The organism is Archangium lansingense (genome assembly GCF_026626635.1).
GTDB classification, from domain to species: Bacteria; Myxococcota; Myxococcia; order Myxococcales; family Myxococcaceae; genus Archangium; species Archangium lansingense.
On record NZ_JAPNKA010000001.1, the window covers coordinates 5,985,257 to 6,000,242 of the forward strand.

The 14,986-nt window shown below is 69.5% G+C and carries 11 protein-coding genes; 5 read left to right on the plus strand and 6 right to left on the minus strand.

Annotated features, from left to right (window positions below; all coding sequences use genetic code 11):
- Positions 1-76: 76 nt before the first annotated feature.
- The 3 genes from OV287_RS24495 to OV287_RS24505 all read right to left on the minus strand — a co-directional run bounded on the left by OV287_RS24495 (position 77) and on the right by OV287_RS24505 (position 2,207).
- Positions 77-895, minus strand: coding sequence for a hypothetical protein (locus OV287_RS24495; protein ID WP_267536455.1), 819 nt, complete (start codon positions 893-895; stop codon positions 77-79).
- A 140-nt stretch (positions 896-1,035) separates the two neighbouring features.
- A complete protein-coding gene (locus tag OV287_RS24500) occupies positions 1,036-1,653 on the minus strand; it encodes a hypothetical protein (protein ID WP_267536456.1) in 618 nt (205 codons plus the stop codon).
- Positions 1,650-2,207: a restriction endonuclease gene (locus OV287_RS24505; RefSeq protein ID WP_267536457.1), complete on the minus strand. Its 558-nt coding sequence runs from the start codon at positions 2,205-2,207 to the stop codon at positions 1,650-1,652. The genes OV287_RS24500 and OV287_RS24505 overlap by 4 nt, the downstream gene beginning before the upstream one ends.
- A gap of 198 nt (positions 2,208-2,405) precedes the next feature.
- Here OV287_RS24505 and OV287_RS24510 point away from each other — a divergent pair, with 198 nt between their 5' ends.
- Genes OV287_RS24510 through OV287_RS24530 form a run of 5 tightly spaced genes read left to right on the plus strand, consistent with a single transcriptional unit; the run spans position 2,406 to position 12,457 of the window.
- Positions 2,406-3,311: a DUF2135 domain-containing protein gene (locus OV287_RS24510; protein WP_267542411.1), complete on the plus strand. Its 906-nt coding sequence runs from the start codon at positions 2,406-2,408 to the stop codon at positions 3,309-3,311.
- Positions 3,312-3,326: 15 nt separating this feature from the next.
- A complete protein-coding gene (locus OV287_RS24515; RefSeq protein ID WP_267536458.1) occupies positions 3,327-3,908 on the plus strand; it encodes a DUF1175 family protein in 582 nt (193 codons plus the stop codon).
- Positions 3,905-5,521 (plus strand): hypothetical protein, encoded by a 1,617-nt coding sequence (locus OV287_RS24520; RefSeq protein ID WP_267536459.1) that lies wholly within the window; start codon positions 3,905-3,907, stop codon positions 5,519-5,521. Before OV287_RS24515 ends, OV287_RS24520 begins: the two co-directional genes overlap by 4 nt.
- Positions 5,518-10,236, plus strand: coding sequence for an MG2 domain-containing protein (locus tag OV287_RS24525; RefSeq protein ID WP_267536460.1), 4,719 nt, complete (start codon positions 5,518-5,520; stop codon positions 10,234-10,236). The genes OV287_RS24520 and OV287_RS24525 overlap by 4 nt, the downstream gene beginning before the upstream one ends.
- A gap of 7 nt (positions 10,237-10,243) precedes the next feature.
- Positions 10,244-12,457, plus strand: coding sequence for a SpoIID/LytB domain-containing protein (locus OV287_RS24530; protein WP_267536461.1), 2,214 nt, complete (start codon positions 10,244-10,246; stop codon positions 12,455-12,457).
- On the opposite strand, the gene OV287_RS24535 is transcribed toward OV287_RS24530, so the two are convergent.
- From OV287_RS24535 to OV287_RS24545, 3 genes are all read right to left on the minus strand, one after another.
- On the minus strand, positions 12,445-13,098 hold the full coding sequence (locus tag OV287_RS24535; protein ID WP_267536462.1) for an HAD hydrolase-like protein: 654 nt from the start codon (positions 13,096-13,098) through the stop codon (positions 12,445-12,447). The genes OV287_RS24530 and OV287_RS24535 overlap by 13 nt on opposite strands.
- Positions 13,099-13,108: 10 nt before the next feature.
- Positions 13,109-13,531, minus strand: a complete 423-nt coding sequence (locus OV287_RS24540; protein WP_267536463.1) for a hypothetical protein — start codon at positions 13,529-13,531, stop codon at positions 13,109-13,111.
- A gap of 115 nt (positions 13,532-13,646) precedes the next feature.
- Entirely contained in the window at positions 13,647-14,903 is a 1,257-nt protein-coding gene (locus tag OV287_RS24545; protein WP_267536464.1) for a dipeptidase, read from the minus strand.
- Between the last annotated feature and the right edge of the window lie 83 nt (positions 14,904-14,986).

The window sequence follows — 14,986 nt, forward strand, 5'->3', positions numbered from 1 at the left end:
GGATGACCACCTGTGGGTCGTCACCCGTTACGCGGACATCTCTGGCGTGCCACCTCCGCCGCTGCGGTGAGCACTCTCACATCCAGGTGGCGTCGCACTGGGGGCAGAGGGTTGCTCGGGCGTACTCGGCCTGTGGGCCCTCGAAGCCACAGGCGTAGCAGGTTCGCATCGCTTTTTGTGGGGGGTTGGCGACCGCTGGCGAGGCCGCCGCCCAGGTAGGGGTTACGGAGGCCTCGGGCAGGGACATGCCCGGCTTCCAGACGACTTCGATGTGCGGCTCGGGCAGGGGCTCCGAGTTGCCATCGACCACTGGGATGACGATGACCTCCGGGAGCTGGGTCGCCGCGTGAAGCTTGCTGTGCACGGCCTTCGAGAGGCTCGAGCCATCGCGCGTGGCCATCCCCACCTTGATACTGACCGACAGGCCTCCCGACAGCACGGAACTGAGCAGCGACTCACCGATGTCAACCCCGATGCTGGGCTCGAGCGAGGTCGACTTCATGTCGCTCTCCTTGGCGATCTCGAGGGTGTCGAAGAGCTTCCACGCGGGACGGACGCGCTCGGCCTTGGGATGAAGCGTCGACTCCACGCGGAAGTGGAGCTCGTCGATCTCCGCGGGGAGTGAGAAGGGCAGGCGCCAGCGCACCACCGTGCCCCCCTCGAGGGATGGCAGGGGAAAGCGGCCGAGCATCCGCCGTGCGGGGCCATTCTTCTGGTGCCCCAGGATCTGCACGGCATGGCCGGAGCCGAGCGGCTCGAAGGCGCCCTGGAGCCACAGGGTGGCGACGGCGTCCCCGAGGGGGCCTCGGAGGACGGGCTCCACGTGGAGGTGGATGGCGCCGAACTCGCGCGGCGTACGCCCGGTGTGGTCGAGAACGTCTGCGTAGAAGTCCATGGGGCAAGCATGCTCGCCGAAGTCTCCGGGCGATGGCCAGGAGCGGGGAGTTCAGAGCCGCTGCCTTCAAGGAGACAGGGAGTAGCCCGGCGAGGAGTGAGCGCTCTCGGGCTGGGGCGGGACTCAAGTTAGACAGTTGCTCACGGGAAGAAGGATGACGAGTCCTCGTCCGTGCGCTGGATCCCGCGAGGCGGATCCTTGAGCGCGAGCATCCGCTGGATGAACTCGATCAGCGGGCGGAAGGCCTCGGAGGAGATGATCTTCTCGAAGTCGGAATCGGACAGCTTCTTCACCAGTTGTTTCGCGCCATGGCCGGACCTGGGCTTCGGCAGCAGCTTGAGGAGCGCAGCCCGAGGACCTAGCGCGGCCCGGGCAATGTCCAGCTCCGAGACCTTCTTCCCGGTAACGCGCTCCAACAGCGCACGGTCGGAGAAGAACACGGCCTCGACCTCGGGTTTGGCGAGCACGACGAGCCACATGTGTCTGCGTGCACTGGTTCCGAACATCGTTTCGAGCTCGGTCTGCTGTTCCATCGTGAGATCGTGATCGATGGTGTCCGCGTCCACGATGAGTGCTGTAGGCCCTCTGCGGTTGGAGAGCAGTGAGTCCGCGGTTGTCCACGCACGCTGCTTGTTACCCGCAGCGCGGACGTGAATCTCTCGAGCACTCCTGCCGAAGCGTCTGGTCAGAAGCGCCTGGATCAGCTCTGTGTCGAACTCGTTCTCCGTGACCACATAGGCTTTCACGGGGGATTTCATGTGTTGCTCTCCAGCGTGTCATGCAGGCCGAGCCCCTGCTCGACGCTGCGTCTGTACTTCTCGTTCAATCCTTTTCGGAACGTCCGGTGCTTCAGGGCGTAGGCGACCTCATCACCCGTCCACAGCAGGATCGTCTGGGGTGCGACGAATTTGACGAGCGTGGTGACCGGGCGGGAGAACCCGCCCCTGCTGAAGATCAACCCCACGGTGCTCGAAGGTCTGCGAAGCAACTGGTTCCGCATCTTGGCGATGGGAGCGATATCCACCGTGGCGGCGGTATCCTTCGCCTCCACGATGCAGGCGAGGCCGTCCACGTAGACGGCCCCATCGATCTGCTCCGTCTCACCCTCAGATTCCGAGAGTGAGACATTGGTGATGTAGGGCCACGTCACCGTGGCGCCCTCGAGCTCGAATGCCCGGAGCACCAGGTACTCGAACGCCTTCCCGGGCTCCCAGCCCTTCACCCGTCCCTCGACGAGCCGCTCGTGGAAGGCCCTCAGCCGGGCCCAGCCCATCGCCCTGATCCGTGACTTGTACGCGTCCTCGATTCCCACCCTCGCCCTCCCTCCACCGGTCGCTCCGCGACGTCAACTCCCGCCACCCTACCTCAGCCGTCTGACATGCTCAATCCATGACGTCATGTGGTCGGGTCTACTCGACAGGTGACACGCCTGGGCTTCTATCGTCTTGAATGCAGCGGCCACATGACGCAGTCTGTCGGCCGTTCCTCCCTTCGACAGGACCTGCCCGCGATGTTGCCCGTACTCCTGGCCGTGCTGCTCTCCCAGGCCCCGACTGCCCCTTCCCGCCAGCAGGGCGTCCCCATCGGCCAGGGCAAGACGCTCCCCACCGTGCGCCTCACCGCTCCCTCCGGTGGCTGGACGGTGGACCGGATGCTGCTCGTCGAGGGCACCGTCAGTGACACCACCATCGACCCGGTGGTCATCTCCATCAACGGCGACCGCTACCTGATGCGCACCTTCAGCGGGCGCTTCAAGCGCAAGTTCCCCGCGGCCAGCGGCAAGAACGTCGTCACCCTCATGGCCACCAATCAGGCCGGCACCGCGCGCGTCCAGGCCACCAGCTACGCGCAGATTCCTCCCGTGCCGCTCAAGGCCATCCTCACCAGCGACACCCAGGGCGTCTACACCGACCTCCACATCTACGAGCCCACCCAGGACAGTGTCTCCACGCCCAAGCCGGGCGAGGGCCCGGTGCTCGATCTGAAGAAGATGGGCCACGTCTACTGGGCCGACACCAACAGCCCCAGCGGCGGCACCTTCTACCTCAACGAGCAGGGCGACTCCTTCGACGACCCCGCCTACGGGCCCTACCTCTACGTCCACCGCGCGCCCCCCAAGGGCGTCTACCTCATCGCCACCAACTACTGGCCCAGCGGCGACAAGGCCCACACCGTGGCCACCCTCAACGTCGTCCTCTACGAGGGCACTCCCCAGGAGATGCGCCGCATGGTGCGCATCCCGCTCGCCACGCCTGGCACCACGCGCGTGCTGGCCTGGATCAACGTCCTCGGCGATGGCAAGGCCGAGGTGTATGTGCCCTCGCAGGATCCGGCGCCCAAGGGCTCCTCGTGGCCTCGCAACCTGGACGACGCCGTCAAGACGCTCACCAGCGGCGGCGTGGACTCGGAAGGCTGAGGCACCCGGCACGCCATGAGTGCGCTGTCCCTGCTTCTGATCCTCCAGGCGGCCACGCCCGCTTCAGCAGAGTCTCTCGAGACGTTGCTGCGGCGCGAAGTGGCCCAGGTCGCGCTCGCCCAGGTGCGCCGAATGGATCCGGCCTGGCACCCCGACCAGCGCGACTGCGCGGGCCTGGTGCGCTTCGCCTTCCGCGGCGCGTACCGGCGCTTTCGCCCCGAGCGGCTCGCCTCGCCCCTGTGGCTCGACGACAAGGGCCAGCCCGGTGACTTCGCCGACGCCGAGACGCTGCTGGCACATAGCTTCGTGCCGCTCGGCCGCGATGAGGCCACGCGCGAGGCGCTGCGTACCGGCGATCTGGTGGCCTTCCGCCAGGAGCGTGACGCTGGCCCCATCTTCCACTTGATGCTCGTGGTGCGCCCCGAGGATAAGGCGCACGCCCCCACGCGCATCGTCTACCACCCGGGCGACAAGGGGGCCGCGGTACGCACCGGCGTCCTCCAGTCGCTCGTCACCGAGGCTCCCCTGGAGTGGCGCCCGGTGCCTCAGAACACCGCCTTTCTCGGCTTCTTCCGCTTCAAGGAGTGGATGCGATGAACCCTCCCTCTCCCTCGCCGGGCGCACCGCCCCCGGCTCCCTCTCCCAAGGGTGGACCTCCTCGGGCTCTCCTCGTGGGCATCGGCGCCGCCGTGCTCGTCGTGGTGGCCCTGGTCGCCTTCCTCCTCGGCCGGGGCACCTCCGGCCCGGCGAAGGCGCCGGATGCCCAGGGCCCCTCCGCATCCTCGGGTGCGTCCGGCTCTGGTCAGGGCTCGGTCCTCCAAGCCCTGCCTCCCGCGCCCGGCAAACCGGGTCAGTTGGAGGTGCCCACCGAGCCGGTGCGCCCGGCTGTCTGGGTGGACGTCTACGCGCCTGGCAAGGTGCGCGAGGCGCTCGCGGGCAACCCATGGCTCAAGGAGCAGCTCCAGAAGCCGCTCGGCAAGGGCTTCGTGGGCGGGTGGGCCGCGTTCCTCGACACTCGGGGTGAGGAGCTGGGGGGCAGCTTCAAGGGCGCCGTGTTCGACATCATGGCCGGACAGTTCCTGGCCGCGCCGTTCCGCATGGTCTGGTACTCCGGCGAGTACCGCGCGGGCACGCCCGCCATCATCGTCCCCGAGCCGGGCAACGCCACCATGGCGGCCTTCGACTCGATGAGCGGCGTCGTGCGCCGCAGCGTGTTGGTGGCCTCCTCGTGCCCAGGCGGAGAGGGCGAGGTGCCCTCGGAGGGCTTCACGTTGCAGCGCTGGCTCATCGCCGAGCAGTCGCTGTGGGCCGCGCGTACGGATGACAAGCTGGTGTTCGGCCGGCATCCGGCGGTGGTGTTGCAGGGCCTGTGTGAGCTGCACCTGGACCTGGAGCCGCCCCAGGGAGTGGACGTGGAGCTGGGTTTCGCTCCCGAGCCGCTCGGCCGCGAGGCGCAGCTCCTCACGCACGTGATGGGCGTGGCCAACGGCATCCGGCTGCAGTTCGCCGTCGAGGGCAATCGGCTCGTGGGCCGGGGCATCTCCGGGCCGGTGGCGGACGAGCCCCGGCTGGATAGCGCGCCGCTCTCGGACGAGCTGCTGAAGCTCGTTCCCGAGGAGACGCCGGTGCTGCTCGCGCTCCAGCTCAAGCTGCCCGAGCAGTTGGACCGGGACTCGCTCAAGGCCTTCTGGTCCGGCAAGGGCTCTGCCGTGCCGCTGCGCACGCGTCAGGTGGCGATGGTGTGGACGCCTCGGGGAGATCCGGCGCTGCCTACCGAGGTGGCGCTGCTGTGGGGGCGGCCCGAGGACGCGGCGGCACTGGGGCAGCTCTTCTCGGGACCCAACGCGATGCAGTCCGCCACCTTGTGCGGGCACCACGTGCTGGCCTCTACCCAGGACGTGCTCGCGCGGCTGCGCAAGGCCTGTGAGGGCAAGGGGCCCAACATGCTCAACGCGGCGTCGCCTGTGGTGCAGGGGCTGCGCGCGCCGGGCTCGGTGTCCTTCGGCGTCAATACCGGGCGGCTGCTCGGCATGCTGATGGCGGATGGGTACTGGTCGCAGGTGACTCCGGTGGATTCGAGCAAGCCGCGGCCGCGCGCGGCACCTCCGGAGATAGAGGAGGCGCGGCGTGATTTGGAGACGCTGCCGTACATGGGGCTGCGCGGCACGGTGGATGGCAGCAGGCTGGTTCCGGGAGGGTTTGGGTCATGAGGTATTCCGCTCGCATCGCGGCGCTGGCCGCGCTGGTGTGCACTGGCGTGGCCGCGGCCAAGCCGCTCTACATCACCGTTCCTCGGGCTTACGGCAGCAGTGAGCCGGTGGCCGTGGACGTGGCCTTCGAAAACAAGGGGCCCGTCGAGTTGCGGGTGCTGAAGCCCGCGGACACCGACGCCTTCATCCGCGCCCAGGGGGACGTCCGGCGCGCCTGGCAGGCTCCGCCCACCACGGCGAATCCCGGTAATGCGCTCAGCCGCGGCTTCAACGCCGCGCACTCGCCGGGATCGTTCCTGCTGTTCGCTCTCAATGAGGACTTCCGCAAGACGGTGGCTCCGGGCCTGCCCACGCGTCCTCCTCCTCCGCCAGGCCGTCCGCTGGCTCGCGTGTCCGAGGGCGCCGAGAAGCTCGTGGGCATTCCTCCCGGCTTCTCCGTGGTGCGCAGCCAGTGGCTGAACCTGGACCTCGGTGGCGCCGAGCGCGAGTTCAGCGTCCCGGGCTTCGACACCTCGTTCTACAGCGGAGGCTTCGAGGAGCGCCGGGTGACGCTCGCGCCGCTGCCGGTTGGGACGTACATCCTCCAGCTTGTCCAGGGGCGCGTGGAGGGGCAGGTGGTGCTCGTCGTCACTGACCTCACCGTGCAGCTCAAGCAGACGGATGGGCAGGTGCTGGTGCGCGTGGCGGGGAGGGATCAGAAGCCGCGCGCGGGTGCGCAGGTGCAGGTGTACCTGTCCTCGGGCAAGGGTCCGAGCGGCACCACGGACGACAAGGGCGAGTTGACGCTGGCCGTACAGGAGCCGCGCCTCATCGCCACGGCCACGTCGGGCGGGGACACCGCCATCGTGGACACGGACTTCTACTCGTCGCTGGCGGTGGCGCCGGACGTGTTCATCTACAGCGACCGGCCCATCTACAAGCCGGGTGACGAGGTGAAGTTCCGCGGCCTGGTGCGCCAGCCGGACAGCTTCCTCGCGCGCCTCTTCACGCCGCGGCGGCGCGACGTGGCGGTGAAGCTCGTCTCGGCCGAGGGCCGCGAGGTGCAGACGCGCGCGAAGGTGGACGAGTTCGGCAGCTTCAACGGCACCGTGCAGGTGCCGGCGGATCTGGGTACTGGCGTGCTGCGGGTGATGGCCGAGCTGGACACGCAGCCGCACCAGGGCGAGGCGCGTGTGCAGGACTACGTGAAGCCCACCTTCTACCTGGAGCTGCAGCCGGAGAAGGAGACGGTGGTGCCGGGCGAGACGCTGCGGGCCACGGTGAAGGCGCGGCGGTACGCGGGCGGCGTGCCCCCGGGAGCGAAGTACGAGGTGTTCCTCTACCGCTCGCTGCTGGACGCACCGGCCTGGGTGGATGACGCGGGCCTGGGCGGGCAGGGGAGCGCGGTGACGTACGGGAGTGCCTCGACCTCGGAGGGCAGGCTGAGTGTCCCCGAGCGCCTGTTCTCCACGGTGGCCGAGCGCGGTGTGGAGGAGGACCCGTGGGCGAGTGCCGCGACGTTCGACGCCAACGGGGACGCTCAGATTGAGATCGCGGTGCCCGCGCTCAAGCCGGGCGAGGAGCGGCTGCCGTATCGCTACACGCTCACCGTGCGCGCGCGGGATGACCAGCAGACGTTCGCCAACGCGAGTGCGGCCTTCTTCCTCTCGAAGGTGGAGGTGCTGGGCTCCACGCGCTACTCGGCGGCGGTGGTGAAGAAGGGCACCGAGGCCACGCTGGGCATCCGCGCCACCACGCTGTCCGGCAAGCCCTATGGCGCCACGCCGGGCGAGGTGGAGTTCGTGCTGCGCAAGGCGGATGGCGGCGAGAAGAGTCTGGGCAAGAAGAGCTTCACCACGGCGGCGGATGGCACGTACCGCGAGAAGGTGCCCACCTCGGACGTGGGCGCTGTGGTGGCCCGCGTCACGGTGAAGGACAAGGGCGGCGAGGCCTGGGCGGGCGAGGACCAGCTCCTCGTCATCGGCGAGGCGGATGAGGCGGTGGCGCAGGTGCCCAACCTGACGCTGGCCTCGCTCTCGGGCACGCTGGAGCCGGGTGACACGGCTCAGCTCGTGGCGTTGCTGCCGGATGGTTGGGGCCCGGGTGGCTCGGATGAGGGCCCGGTGTGGGTGACGCTCACGGGCTCGGGGATGTACGGCACGCAGCTCGTGAAGCAGAAGGGCCGCACGTTGGTGCACGCTTTCGAGGTGGAGAAGCGCTTCGGCAGCGCGGTGTATGCCTCGGTGGCGTACCCGACGGCCTCGGGCCGCTGGGAGGAGCGCACGGTGGGCTTCCGCGTCATTCCCTCCGAGCGGACCCTCCGTGTCTCGCTGCAGCCCCGGCGCGCCGAGGCCACTCCTCTTACTGAGCAGGTCATCGACGTCCGGGTGACGGACCATGAGGGCCAGGGTGTGGTGGCGCAGCTCTCGGTCGGCGTGGTGGACAAGGCCGTCTACGCCATCCAGAACGAGTTTCGTCCCAAGGTGCTGGACTTCTTCTACCCGGTGGGCCGCAACAACGTGGCCACCTTCTTCTCGGCCGAGTTCCAGGGCTACGGCTACGGCGAGGCCCTGGCGCGGAAACTGGCAGGGCTGCCGGACCACGCCTTCGCCTCCATCAAGCCGCCCACGCGGCAGGCGAAGGACCTGGACAGGGACACGGCGTACTGGAGCCCCACGGTCGTTACGGACCGGGACGGGCGGGCGACGCTGCGCTTCAAGCTGCCTTCGAACCAGACGCTGTGGGTGGTGACGGGCGTGGCGGCGGACACCTCGGGCCGCTTCGGTGAGTCCACGGCCGAGTTCGCCACGCGCGGTGGTCTCAACCTGTACGCCGCGCTGCCGCAGTTCCTCCGGCAGGGGGACGAGGCACTCGCCTCGGTGCGTCTGTCGGCGGGAGAGGCGTCCAAGGGCAGCCAGTTGCTGGACGTGCGGCTCGCGGCGGCGGGAGTGCTCGAGTCCTCCGAGGCGAAGCAGAAGGTGGAGCTGGGTCAGGGCGGCGAGCAGGTGCTGCCCATCACCCTGAAGACGAAGAGCCCGGGCACGGCCGAGCTGGCGGTGGAGGTGACGGGCGGCAAGGAGCCGCTGCGCGACAGGCGCGTGGTGGCGGTGCGGCCGGCGGTGCTGGAGGAGCCGGTGAAGGTGTCGCAGTGGGGCGGTGGTGCACTGGCCCTGCCTGCGTCGGAGCGCGCGACGGTCTCGGAGGTGCAGCTGGTACTGCAGCCGTCGCTGGTGGACGCGGCGCTCTCCAACGTGCGCGAGCTGCTCACCTATCCGTACGGATGCCTGGAGCAGCTGGTGTCCACCACGGTGCCCAACGTGGCGCTGTACCAGACGCTGAAGAAGGCGGGCTCGCTGGAGTCGCTCGACACGGACAGCCAGTCGCTGCTGGCCGAGGCGCGCAGCCGCTCGGTGCAGGGCACGGCCCGTATCCTGGAGATGTCCGTGCGCGGGGGCGGCTTCACCTGGTTCAGCGGCTACAGCACGCCGGATCTGCCCATGACGCTCATCGCCCTGGACGGGCTGGCGTACGCGGTGGAGGCGGGGCTGGTGGACCGGAATGATCCGCGCATCACCGAGGGCATGCGCTGGCTGGAGGGCCAGGAGGGGTTGCCCTTCGAGTGGGACGCCACGCGGGCATGGGTGCTGGCGCGGCTGGACGGGGAGCGGCAGGCGGCCCGGGTGCGTGCGCTGGTGGAGGCCGCGCAGCCGGGAGATCTCTACCCGCTGGCACTGGCGGTGCTCGCCGCGGAGAAGTCGGGCGTGATGAGGGAGCCCGCGCTCAAGGGCCGCATCGACGAGCTGGTGGCTCTGAGCAACGAGGGCTTCGTCACGTTGGCCAACATGCCCGCGCCGAGCGAGGCCCTCTGGCGCTACCCGCTGCGCCGGGTGGGTCTCACCGCCATCCTGGGCCACGCGGCATCCTTCGGGAAGATGGACGTGGACAAGGCGCGCCGGCGGTTGCTGGAGGCGCTGACCGAGCCGGGGCTGTCCACCTTCGATCGGAGCACGGCGCTGCTGCACTCGATGTGGCTCATCGAGCGCGACGCGAAGGAGTTCCGCAAGCTGACGCCGCCCGAGGTGAAGGGTGCGAAGGGGCCGGTGCGCTTCACGCCGCGAGGCATGGGGCTGGTGGCGACGCTGGAGCCGGGGACGCGCACGGTGGACGTGGCGGGCTTCGCGGGCGTGGCGACGCTGAGGGCTACGGCGGCCACGCCGCTGGCGGAGGTGAAGCCGGTGGCCGAGGGCATGAGCCTCCAGCGCGCGTACTACGTGCTGCGCGAGGGCGGCCGGGTGAAGCTCGAGCCGGGCGTCAGTGTCAGCCAGGGCGAGGAGGTGTACGTGGAGCTGACGCTGGATGCGCGCGGCGACAACCGGAACCGCACGGCGTACTACGTGGTGGAGGACGCGGTGCCGGCGGGCTTCGTGCCGCTGGTGGAGGACAAGGAGTTCCGCGGGGCTCCGCACTCGCTGCCGCTGGCACCCGAGGCTCTCAAGCGGCGCTCGTTGAGCCCCGAGCGCGCCACGTTCTTCTTCGAGGAGCCGACGTGGTGGAGCGACAGTCCGCGCACGGTGGGGTACGTGATGCGGGCGCAGTTCGCGGGCACCTTCTCCGCGCCGCCGGCCTTCATCGAGGACATGTACGTGACGAGCATCCGCGGGCGCACGGCGGCGGACGTGCTGAAGGTGGCGCCGTCCCAGCGCACCATGGGCGACGTCGGCCAGGGCGGGTGGTGAAGCGGTGATGGGGTGGGCCGCCGTGACGGTCGCCATGTTGGCGGCCACCCCTGTCTTCCTCACGAGGGGAGACGTGACGCCCGAAGCGGAGTTGCGCGCCGAGGCCGAGGCCGCGTGGAAGGCGCTGGAGGCGCGCTATGTGGCCGAGGCTGGGAGTGCACCGAGCCGGGCCCCGGTGAACATCTCCCTGCGGAAGGGTGAGGGGATGTTGCCCTCTCGCAACGGGCAGGGCCGGCCGGGTGTGGTGGAGCTGCGGCAGGGCTTGCCCGGGGTGCTGGATGAGCGGTTGCGCGTGACGCTGCGGCACGAGCTGGCGCACCAGTTCCTGTGGTGGGCCTGCCCGGCCTCGGCGGAGGATCGGCTGTTTCACGAGGCCTTCGCCTTGGCGGTGAGCGGGGAGCTGGCCGAGTGGCGGGAGGCGCCCTACCAGTCGCTGACGAGCGCCTCGGCGGAGCTGGCGCACAACCCGGACGTGGACACTCCGCGAGCCCGGCGGGCTCTGGCGCGCGTGCTGAACGAGGACTCGGGTTTTCCGAAAGCCCTGACGCGCCGGTTGAGGCAGTGCCAGGACGAGGCCCGCTGGGCGGTGCCGCTGTCGGTGGACGAGCTGGCTGGCGTGGCGATGCAGGCGATGGCCTCGGCCACGGTGGTGCTCAGCCGCCACTCGGGCGAGGTGCTGTTCTCCGAGGGGGACATCCGCACGGCGATGCCGTACGGCTCGACGCTGAAGCCCTTCGTGGTGGCCGGGAGTGCGGTGTCGCCGCCGGTGCTCTCCCCGCGAGCGGAGGTGCCCGAGTGGATGTGTGGCGAGCGGCTGCCCGGCAAGGTGGACGCGCGGACGGCGCTGGTGCGCTCATGCAACGGGTACTTCCTGGACTGGGAGGGGCAGGGGAGCGCGCCGAGGGCTTTTGGTTCCTGGGGCGCGGTGCTGACCGCGGTGGGCCTGTCCGGTGTGCCCCTGGACATGGCGGACGCTATCGGACTGCGCTCGACGCTGCGCCTCTCGCCGTGGGGGCTGGCGCAAGCGTACCGGCTGTTGGCCGAGGCGAGGCCAGAGTTGATGGAAGTGCTCGCTGGCAGCGCCGCGCGCGGGACGTTGTCCGAACTGCCAGCCTCGAAGGCCTATGCGGGCGTGGCGGCGAAGACGGGGACGGTGCGGGACGCGGAGAGCCGGCCGAGGCTCGGGTGGATCGTCGCGGTGGACGAGGACCTGGTGGCGGTGGTGGCTCGGCCGGGAAAGATGCCGCGCGCCTTCGCGGACGAGGTGCCCGAGGTGCTGGCGAAGGTGCGGAAGAAGCGGAGCGGGCTGGAGGCCGCGCGGGTGCAGGTGCTGGGGCTGGTGTCGCCGGGAGCCATCGAGGCGCGGTGTCAGGGCGCGGGCTTCTCGCTGGAACAGGGCACGCCGCGAGCAATCCCCGAGGACTTCACGAAGCTGGAGCCGCTCGTGGCGAAGGGGTCGGTGGTGTGCCTCGGGAGCCCGTGGCGGGTGCGCTTCCCGGAGGTGCCGGCCGGCCGCGACTATGCCGGCATCTTCACGGGTTCTCCGCCGCCGCCCTACAGGCCGCCCGCCGGAGTGCCCACCAGTCCGAATGCCCTCAAGGCGCGGCGGGGCTCGGACTTCCTCTTTCGCACCACCCGGCTGCAATACACGGCGGGGGTGGTGGCGGCGGAGGACGCGACGTTGAAGGGCGAGGTGAGGGTGGCTCTGGCGCAGGTGGTGGCGCACAACGAGCGGCACGCCGACAGCCGGCATCCGGGCCGGCCGGTCTGCGACACGACGCATTGTCAGGCCTTCCTCGGGACCGTGCGTGTGCGGCCCGAGGAGGAACGGGCGCTCGCGGCACCGCCCCTTCGCTGGCGCGAGTGGCTGCTGTTCTCACAGGGGGGCCAGGAGCCGTGGCAGGAGACGCGTCCTCGTGGGCAGGTGGAATCCCTCCTGGGCCCCGGAGTGACGGGAGTGCGCTTCTCGGACGGACGCGTGCACTACCTGCTCACGAAGCGGGAAGGGGGCGCGGTCTTCGACGCCGCCGAGTCGCAGCCGTGCGAGCTCCTACGTTCAGCGCTGAAGCTCCCCGCCTGTCCGCGCACGGCCCGCTTCGAGGACAGGGAGGTCTCGTTCGAGGGGCGGGGCCAGGGGCACGGCGAGGGCCTGGACGTGGAGGCGGCGAAGGTGAGCGGTCTCGACGCCGGGCGGATTCTCGAGCGCGCCTACGCCAGGTGAGGCAACCCGTTCAACTCGGCCACCCGCTGGAGGATGTCCGAGGGTTGATGGACGATGAAGTCAGGGCCCGCGCGCGTGAGGACGTCCAGGGACTCGAGTCCCCATGAGACGGACAGGACGCGCAGCTTCGTCTTCTTGCAGGCCACCACGTCCCGCTCTTCATCCCCGACGTAGAGCACCTGCTCGGGGGTCAGCCCGTACGTCTTCAGGTAGCGGGAGATCACCTTGTCCTTGCCGAAGACGTTGCTGGAGCAATGGACGCGCTGGACGAGCGACTCCATGCCCTGGCGGGCCAGGAACCGCTCGATGTTCTCGTTCGAGTTGGACGAGATGATGCCGATGGTGAGCCCGTGACGGTGGAGCGTCTCGAGGACGGAGCGCATCCCGTCGAAGGCCGACACCGAGTCCACGACGTTCTTGAAGCTCCGGGTGACCTCCACGATCAACACGGGCAGCTTGTAAATCGGGACGTTCATCCTGTGGCATCTCTCCGGGATGGAGAGCTTGCTCAAGGTGGGGATGTCCGCTTCGAACAGCGGCTTGAACCGATGCTTTTCGGCCACCTGGTTGTAGACCGAAATGATCGCGGACTTCGAGTCGGCGATGGTGCCGTCGAAGTCGAACACGACGTTGGAGATCATTCCGCGGGCCTCAGTGCGCCGGCTTGAACGTCCCGGGCCGGGACGCCGCGGCCTGCCGCACGGCCTGCTCGAAGTCTTCCCGGCTGGTGAAGGTGTTGATGCCGCCCAGCTTGAGGCTGGCCAGCGACACCCCCATCAGCACCACCTTCGAGCCGAACAGCACGCTCAGGGAGTTGATCTTCGGCGCGAGCGGGACGGCGCGCTCCGTCATGATGGTCCGCGCCTCGGTGGCGTAGAGCTCCATCTCCTCCCAGTCGTGGAAGACGTCGGTCTTCGGCTGGGTGGAGACGATTCCCTCGATGCTCATCATGGCGAGGTGGGCCAGGTGGGCGTCGTACATGGCCCCCTGGAAGCGCGTCACGATGACGTGTGGAGCGGGCTGCCACAGCCGCAGCTCCCCGTTCGGGGTGGTCCAGGTCTTGGTTCCGTTCATGACCGAGTGCGCGAGCATGCGGGGCGAGTTACGGCAGCCGACAGCCGGAAGCAAGGACTGACGCGTCAGGGCCGTCGATGTGTGATGGGGTAGGGGTACAACCGTCGAGCATAGGTCATCGCGCCTGGGGTGCGCGCTCCGCCCAATCGAGGAAGAGGTCGTCCCGTGGCACGGAGAGTTTCCGAGCGGACTGAAGGACGGAGGGGTCCGCCCGGCCTTCCACCGTCTCGAGCAGGCGCAGCAGCCGTTCCCCAGAGCTGTCCAGGTTGTCCCGGGGGATGCCATGGGCCTCCAGCGCGGCGAAGAGGGCGGGCAGGTCCCCCGTATGGCGGAGGCCTTGGGCGCAGGCGCTTCCCGGCCGGGCGCGGAAGATGACACTGCTGAAGTCGCTGCCGAGCATGACGGCCTCGGGGCTCACCTCCCGCGCATAGTGCAGCCAGTGGGCCACGTCGTCGTCACAGGTCCCTGGCTGGAAGCCCTCCCATCGTTCAGCGAGGGGAACCTGCTGGAAGGGGGAGCGGAAGAGGCCGATGCCGATCAGCCCTCCGCCTGCGCCGATCCGCTGGGCCAGGGGGGTGCTCAGGCAGCGCGTTTCGCCCCAGCCCGCCCCGGTGTGCGAGTAGAGGAGCGGCACCCCCGCGGGCCCGGCGAGGGCGAGCACCTCCGAGATCGTCTGATCGCTGGCATGGGCCACGTCGATCAGGATGCCGAGCTGGATCATCCTCCGGACCGCGTCTACCCCGAGCGCGGTGAGTCCTCCGTCCCGTCCGTTGGTGAGGCCACCCACCAGCGCGCCGAACTGATCATCGGCCGCGTCCGCCAGCGGGTTGTCGAAGAAGTGGACGAGGGTGATGGACCTCGCTCCCGCGGCATAGAGCAGATCCACGTCCTCGATGCGCCGGATGCCCTCGCCACCCTCGACGGCGGGGATGAGCACGAGCTGCCCGTCCGCGAGCTTCCGCCGTGCCTCTGCGGCACTGTGCGCCAGCACGAAGTCCGGGTTGCGCTGGGCGAAGGACTCGAGCTCCGCCAGTTGGTGGAGGGCCTCACCCAGCGCGCTTCGGCCGGGACGGGTGGCGGGGGGCGGCCAGACCGTCGCGACGATGAGCCGCACGCCCGCTCGGCGCAGCGCCGCCGCGTCCACCTGGTTGACGAGGGACGCCGTGTGCGAGCCCGCCAGCACTCCTTCCCCGGGCTCCCCCTGGAAGAGGGGCCCGAGCGCCGCGCGCATGTTCACGTGCACGTGGAGATCGGCCCGGAGCACCTCGGGTGCCACCGCGGGAGTTGTCTCCTCCGGGAGCGGCCGGAGGACGGCACATCCCAGGCTTCCCACCAACAGCAGCGAACAGAGCCACGTACTCCGGATGACCATTGCCTCTCCTCTGATGGGGAAGCATGCCGGAAGTGCCAGGGGTAGGGGACGCGCAATAGGAGTGCTGAGAATGGGCGGAGCCC

Excerpts from the sequence above, each read along its gene's own strand:
- OV287_RS24495 (WP_267536455.1), bottom strand. The coding sequence starts at position 895 with ATGGACTTCTACGCAGACGTTCTCGACCACACCGGGCGTACGCCGCGC.
- OV287_RS24500 (WP_267536456.1), bottom strand. The coding sequence starts at position 1,653 with ATGAAATCCCCCGTGAAAGCCTATGTGGTCACGGAGAACGAGTTCGAC.
- OV287_RS24510 (WP_267542411.1), top strand. The coding sequence starts at position 2,406 with ATGTTGCCCGTACTCCTGGCCGTGCTGCTCTCCCAGGCCCCGACTGCC.
- OV287_RS24515 (WP_267536458.1), top strand. The coding sequence starts at position 3,327 with ATGAGTGCGCTGTCCCTGCTTCTGATCCTCCAGGCGGCCACGCCCGCT.
- OV287_RS24520 (WP_267536459.1), top strand. The coding sequence starts at position 3,905 with ATGAACCCTCCCTCTCCCTCGCCGGGCGCACCGCCCCCGGCTCCCTCT.
- OV287_RS24525 (WP_267536460.1), top strand. The coding sequence starts at position 5,518 with ATGAGGTATTCCGCTCGCATCGCGGCGCTGGCCGCGCTGGTGTGCACT.
- OV287_RS24530 (WP_267536461.1), top strand. The coding sequence starts at position 10,244 with ATGGGGTGGGCCGCCGTGACGGTCGCCATGTTGGCGGCCACCCCTGTC.
- OV287_RS24535 (WP_267536462.1), bottom strand. The coding sequence starts at position 13,098 with ATGATCTCCAACGTCGTGTTCGACTTCGACGGCACCATCGCCGACTCG.
- OV287_RS24540 (WP_267536463.1), bottom strand. The coding sequence starts at position 13,531 with ATGAACGGAACCAAGACCTGGACCACCCCGAACGGGGAGCTGCGGCTG.
- OV287_RS24545 (WP_267536464.1), bottom strand. The coding sequence starts at position 14,903 with ATGGTCATCCGGAGTACGTGGCTCTGTTCGCTGCTGTTGGTGGGAAGC.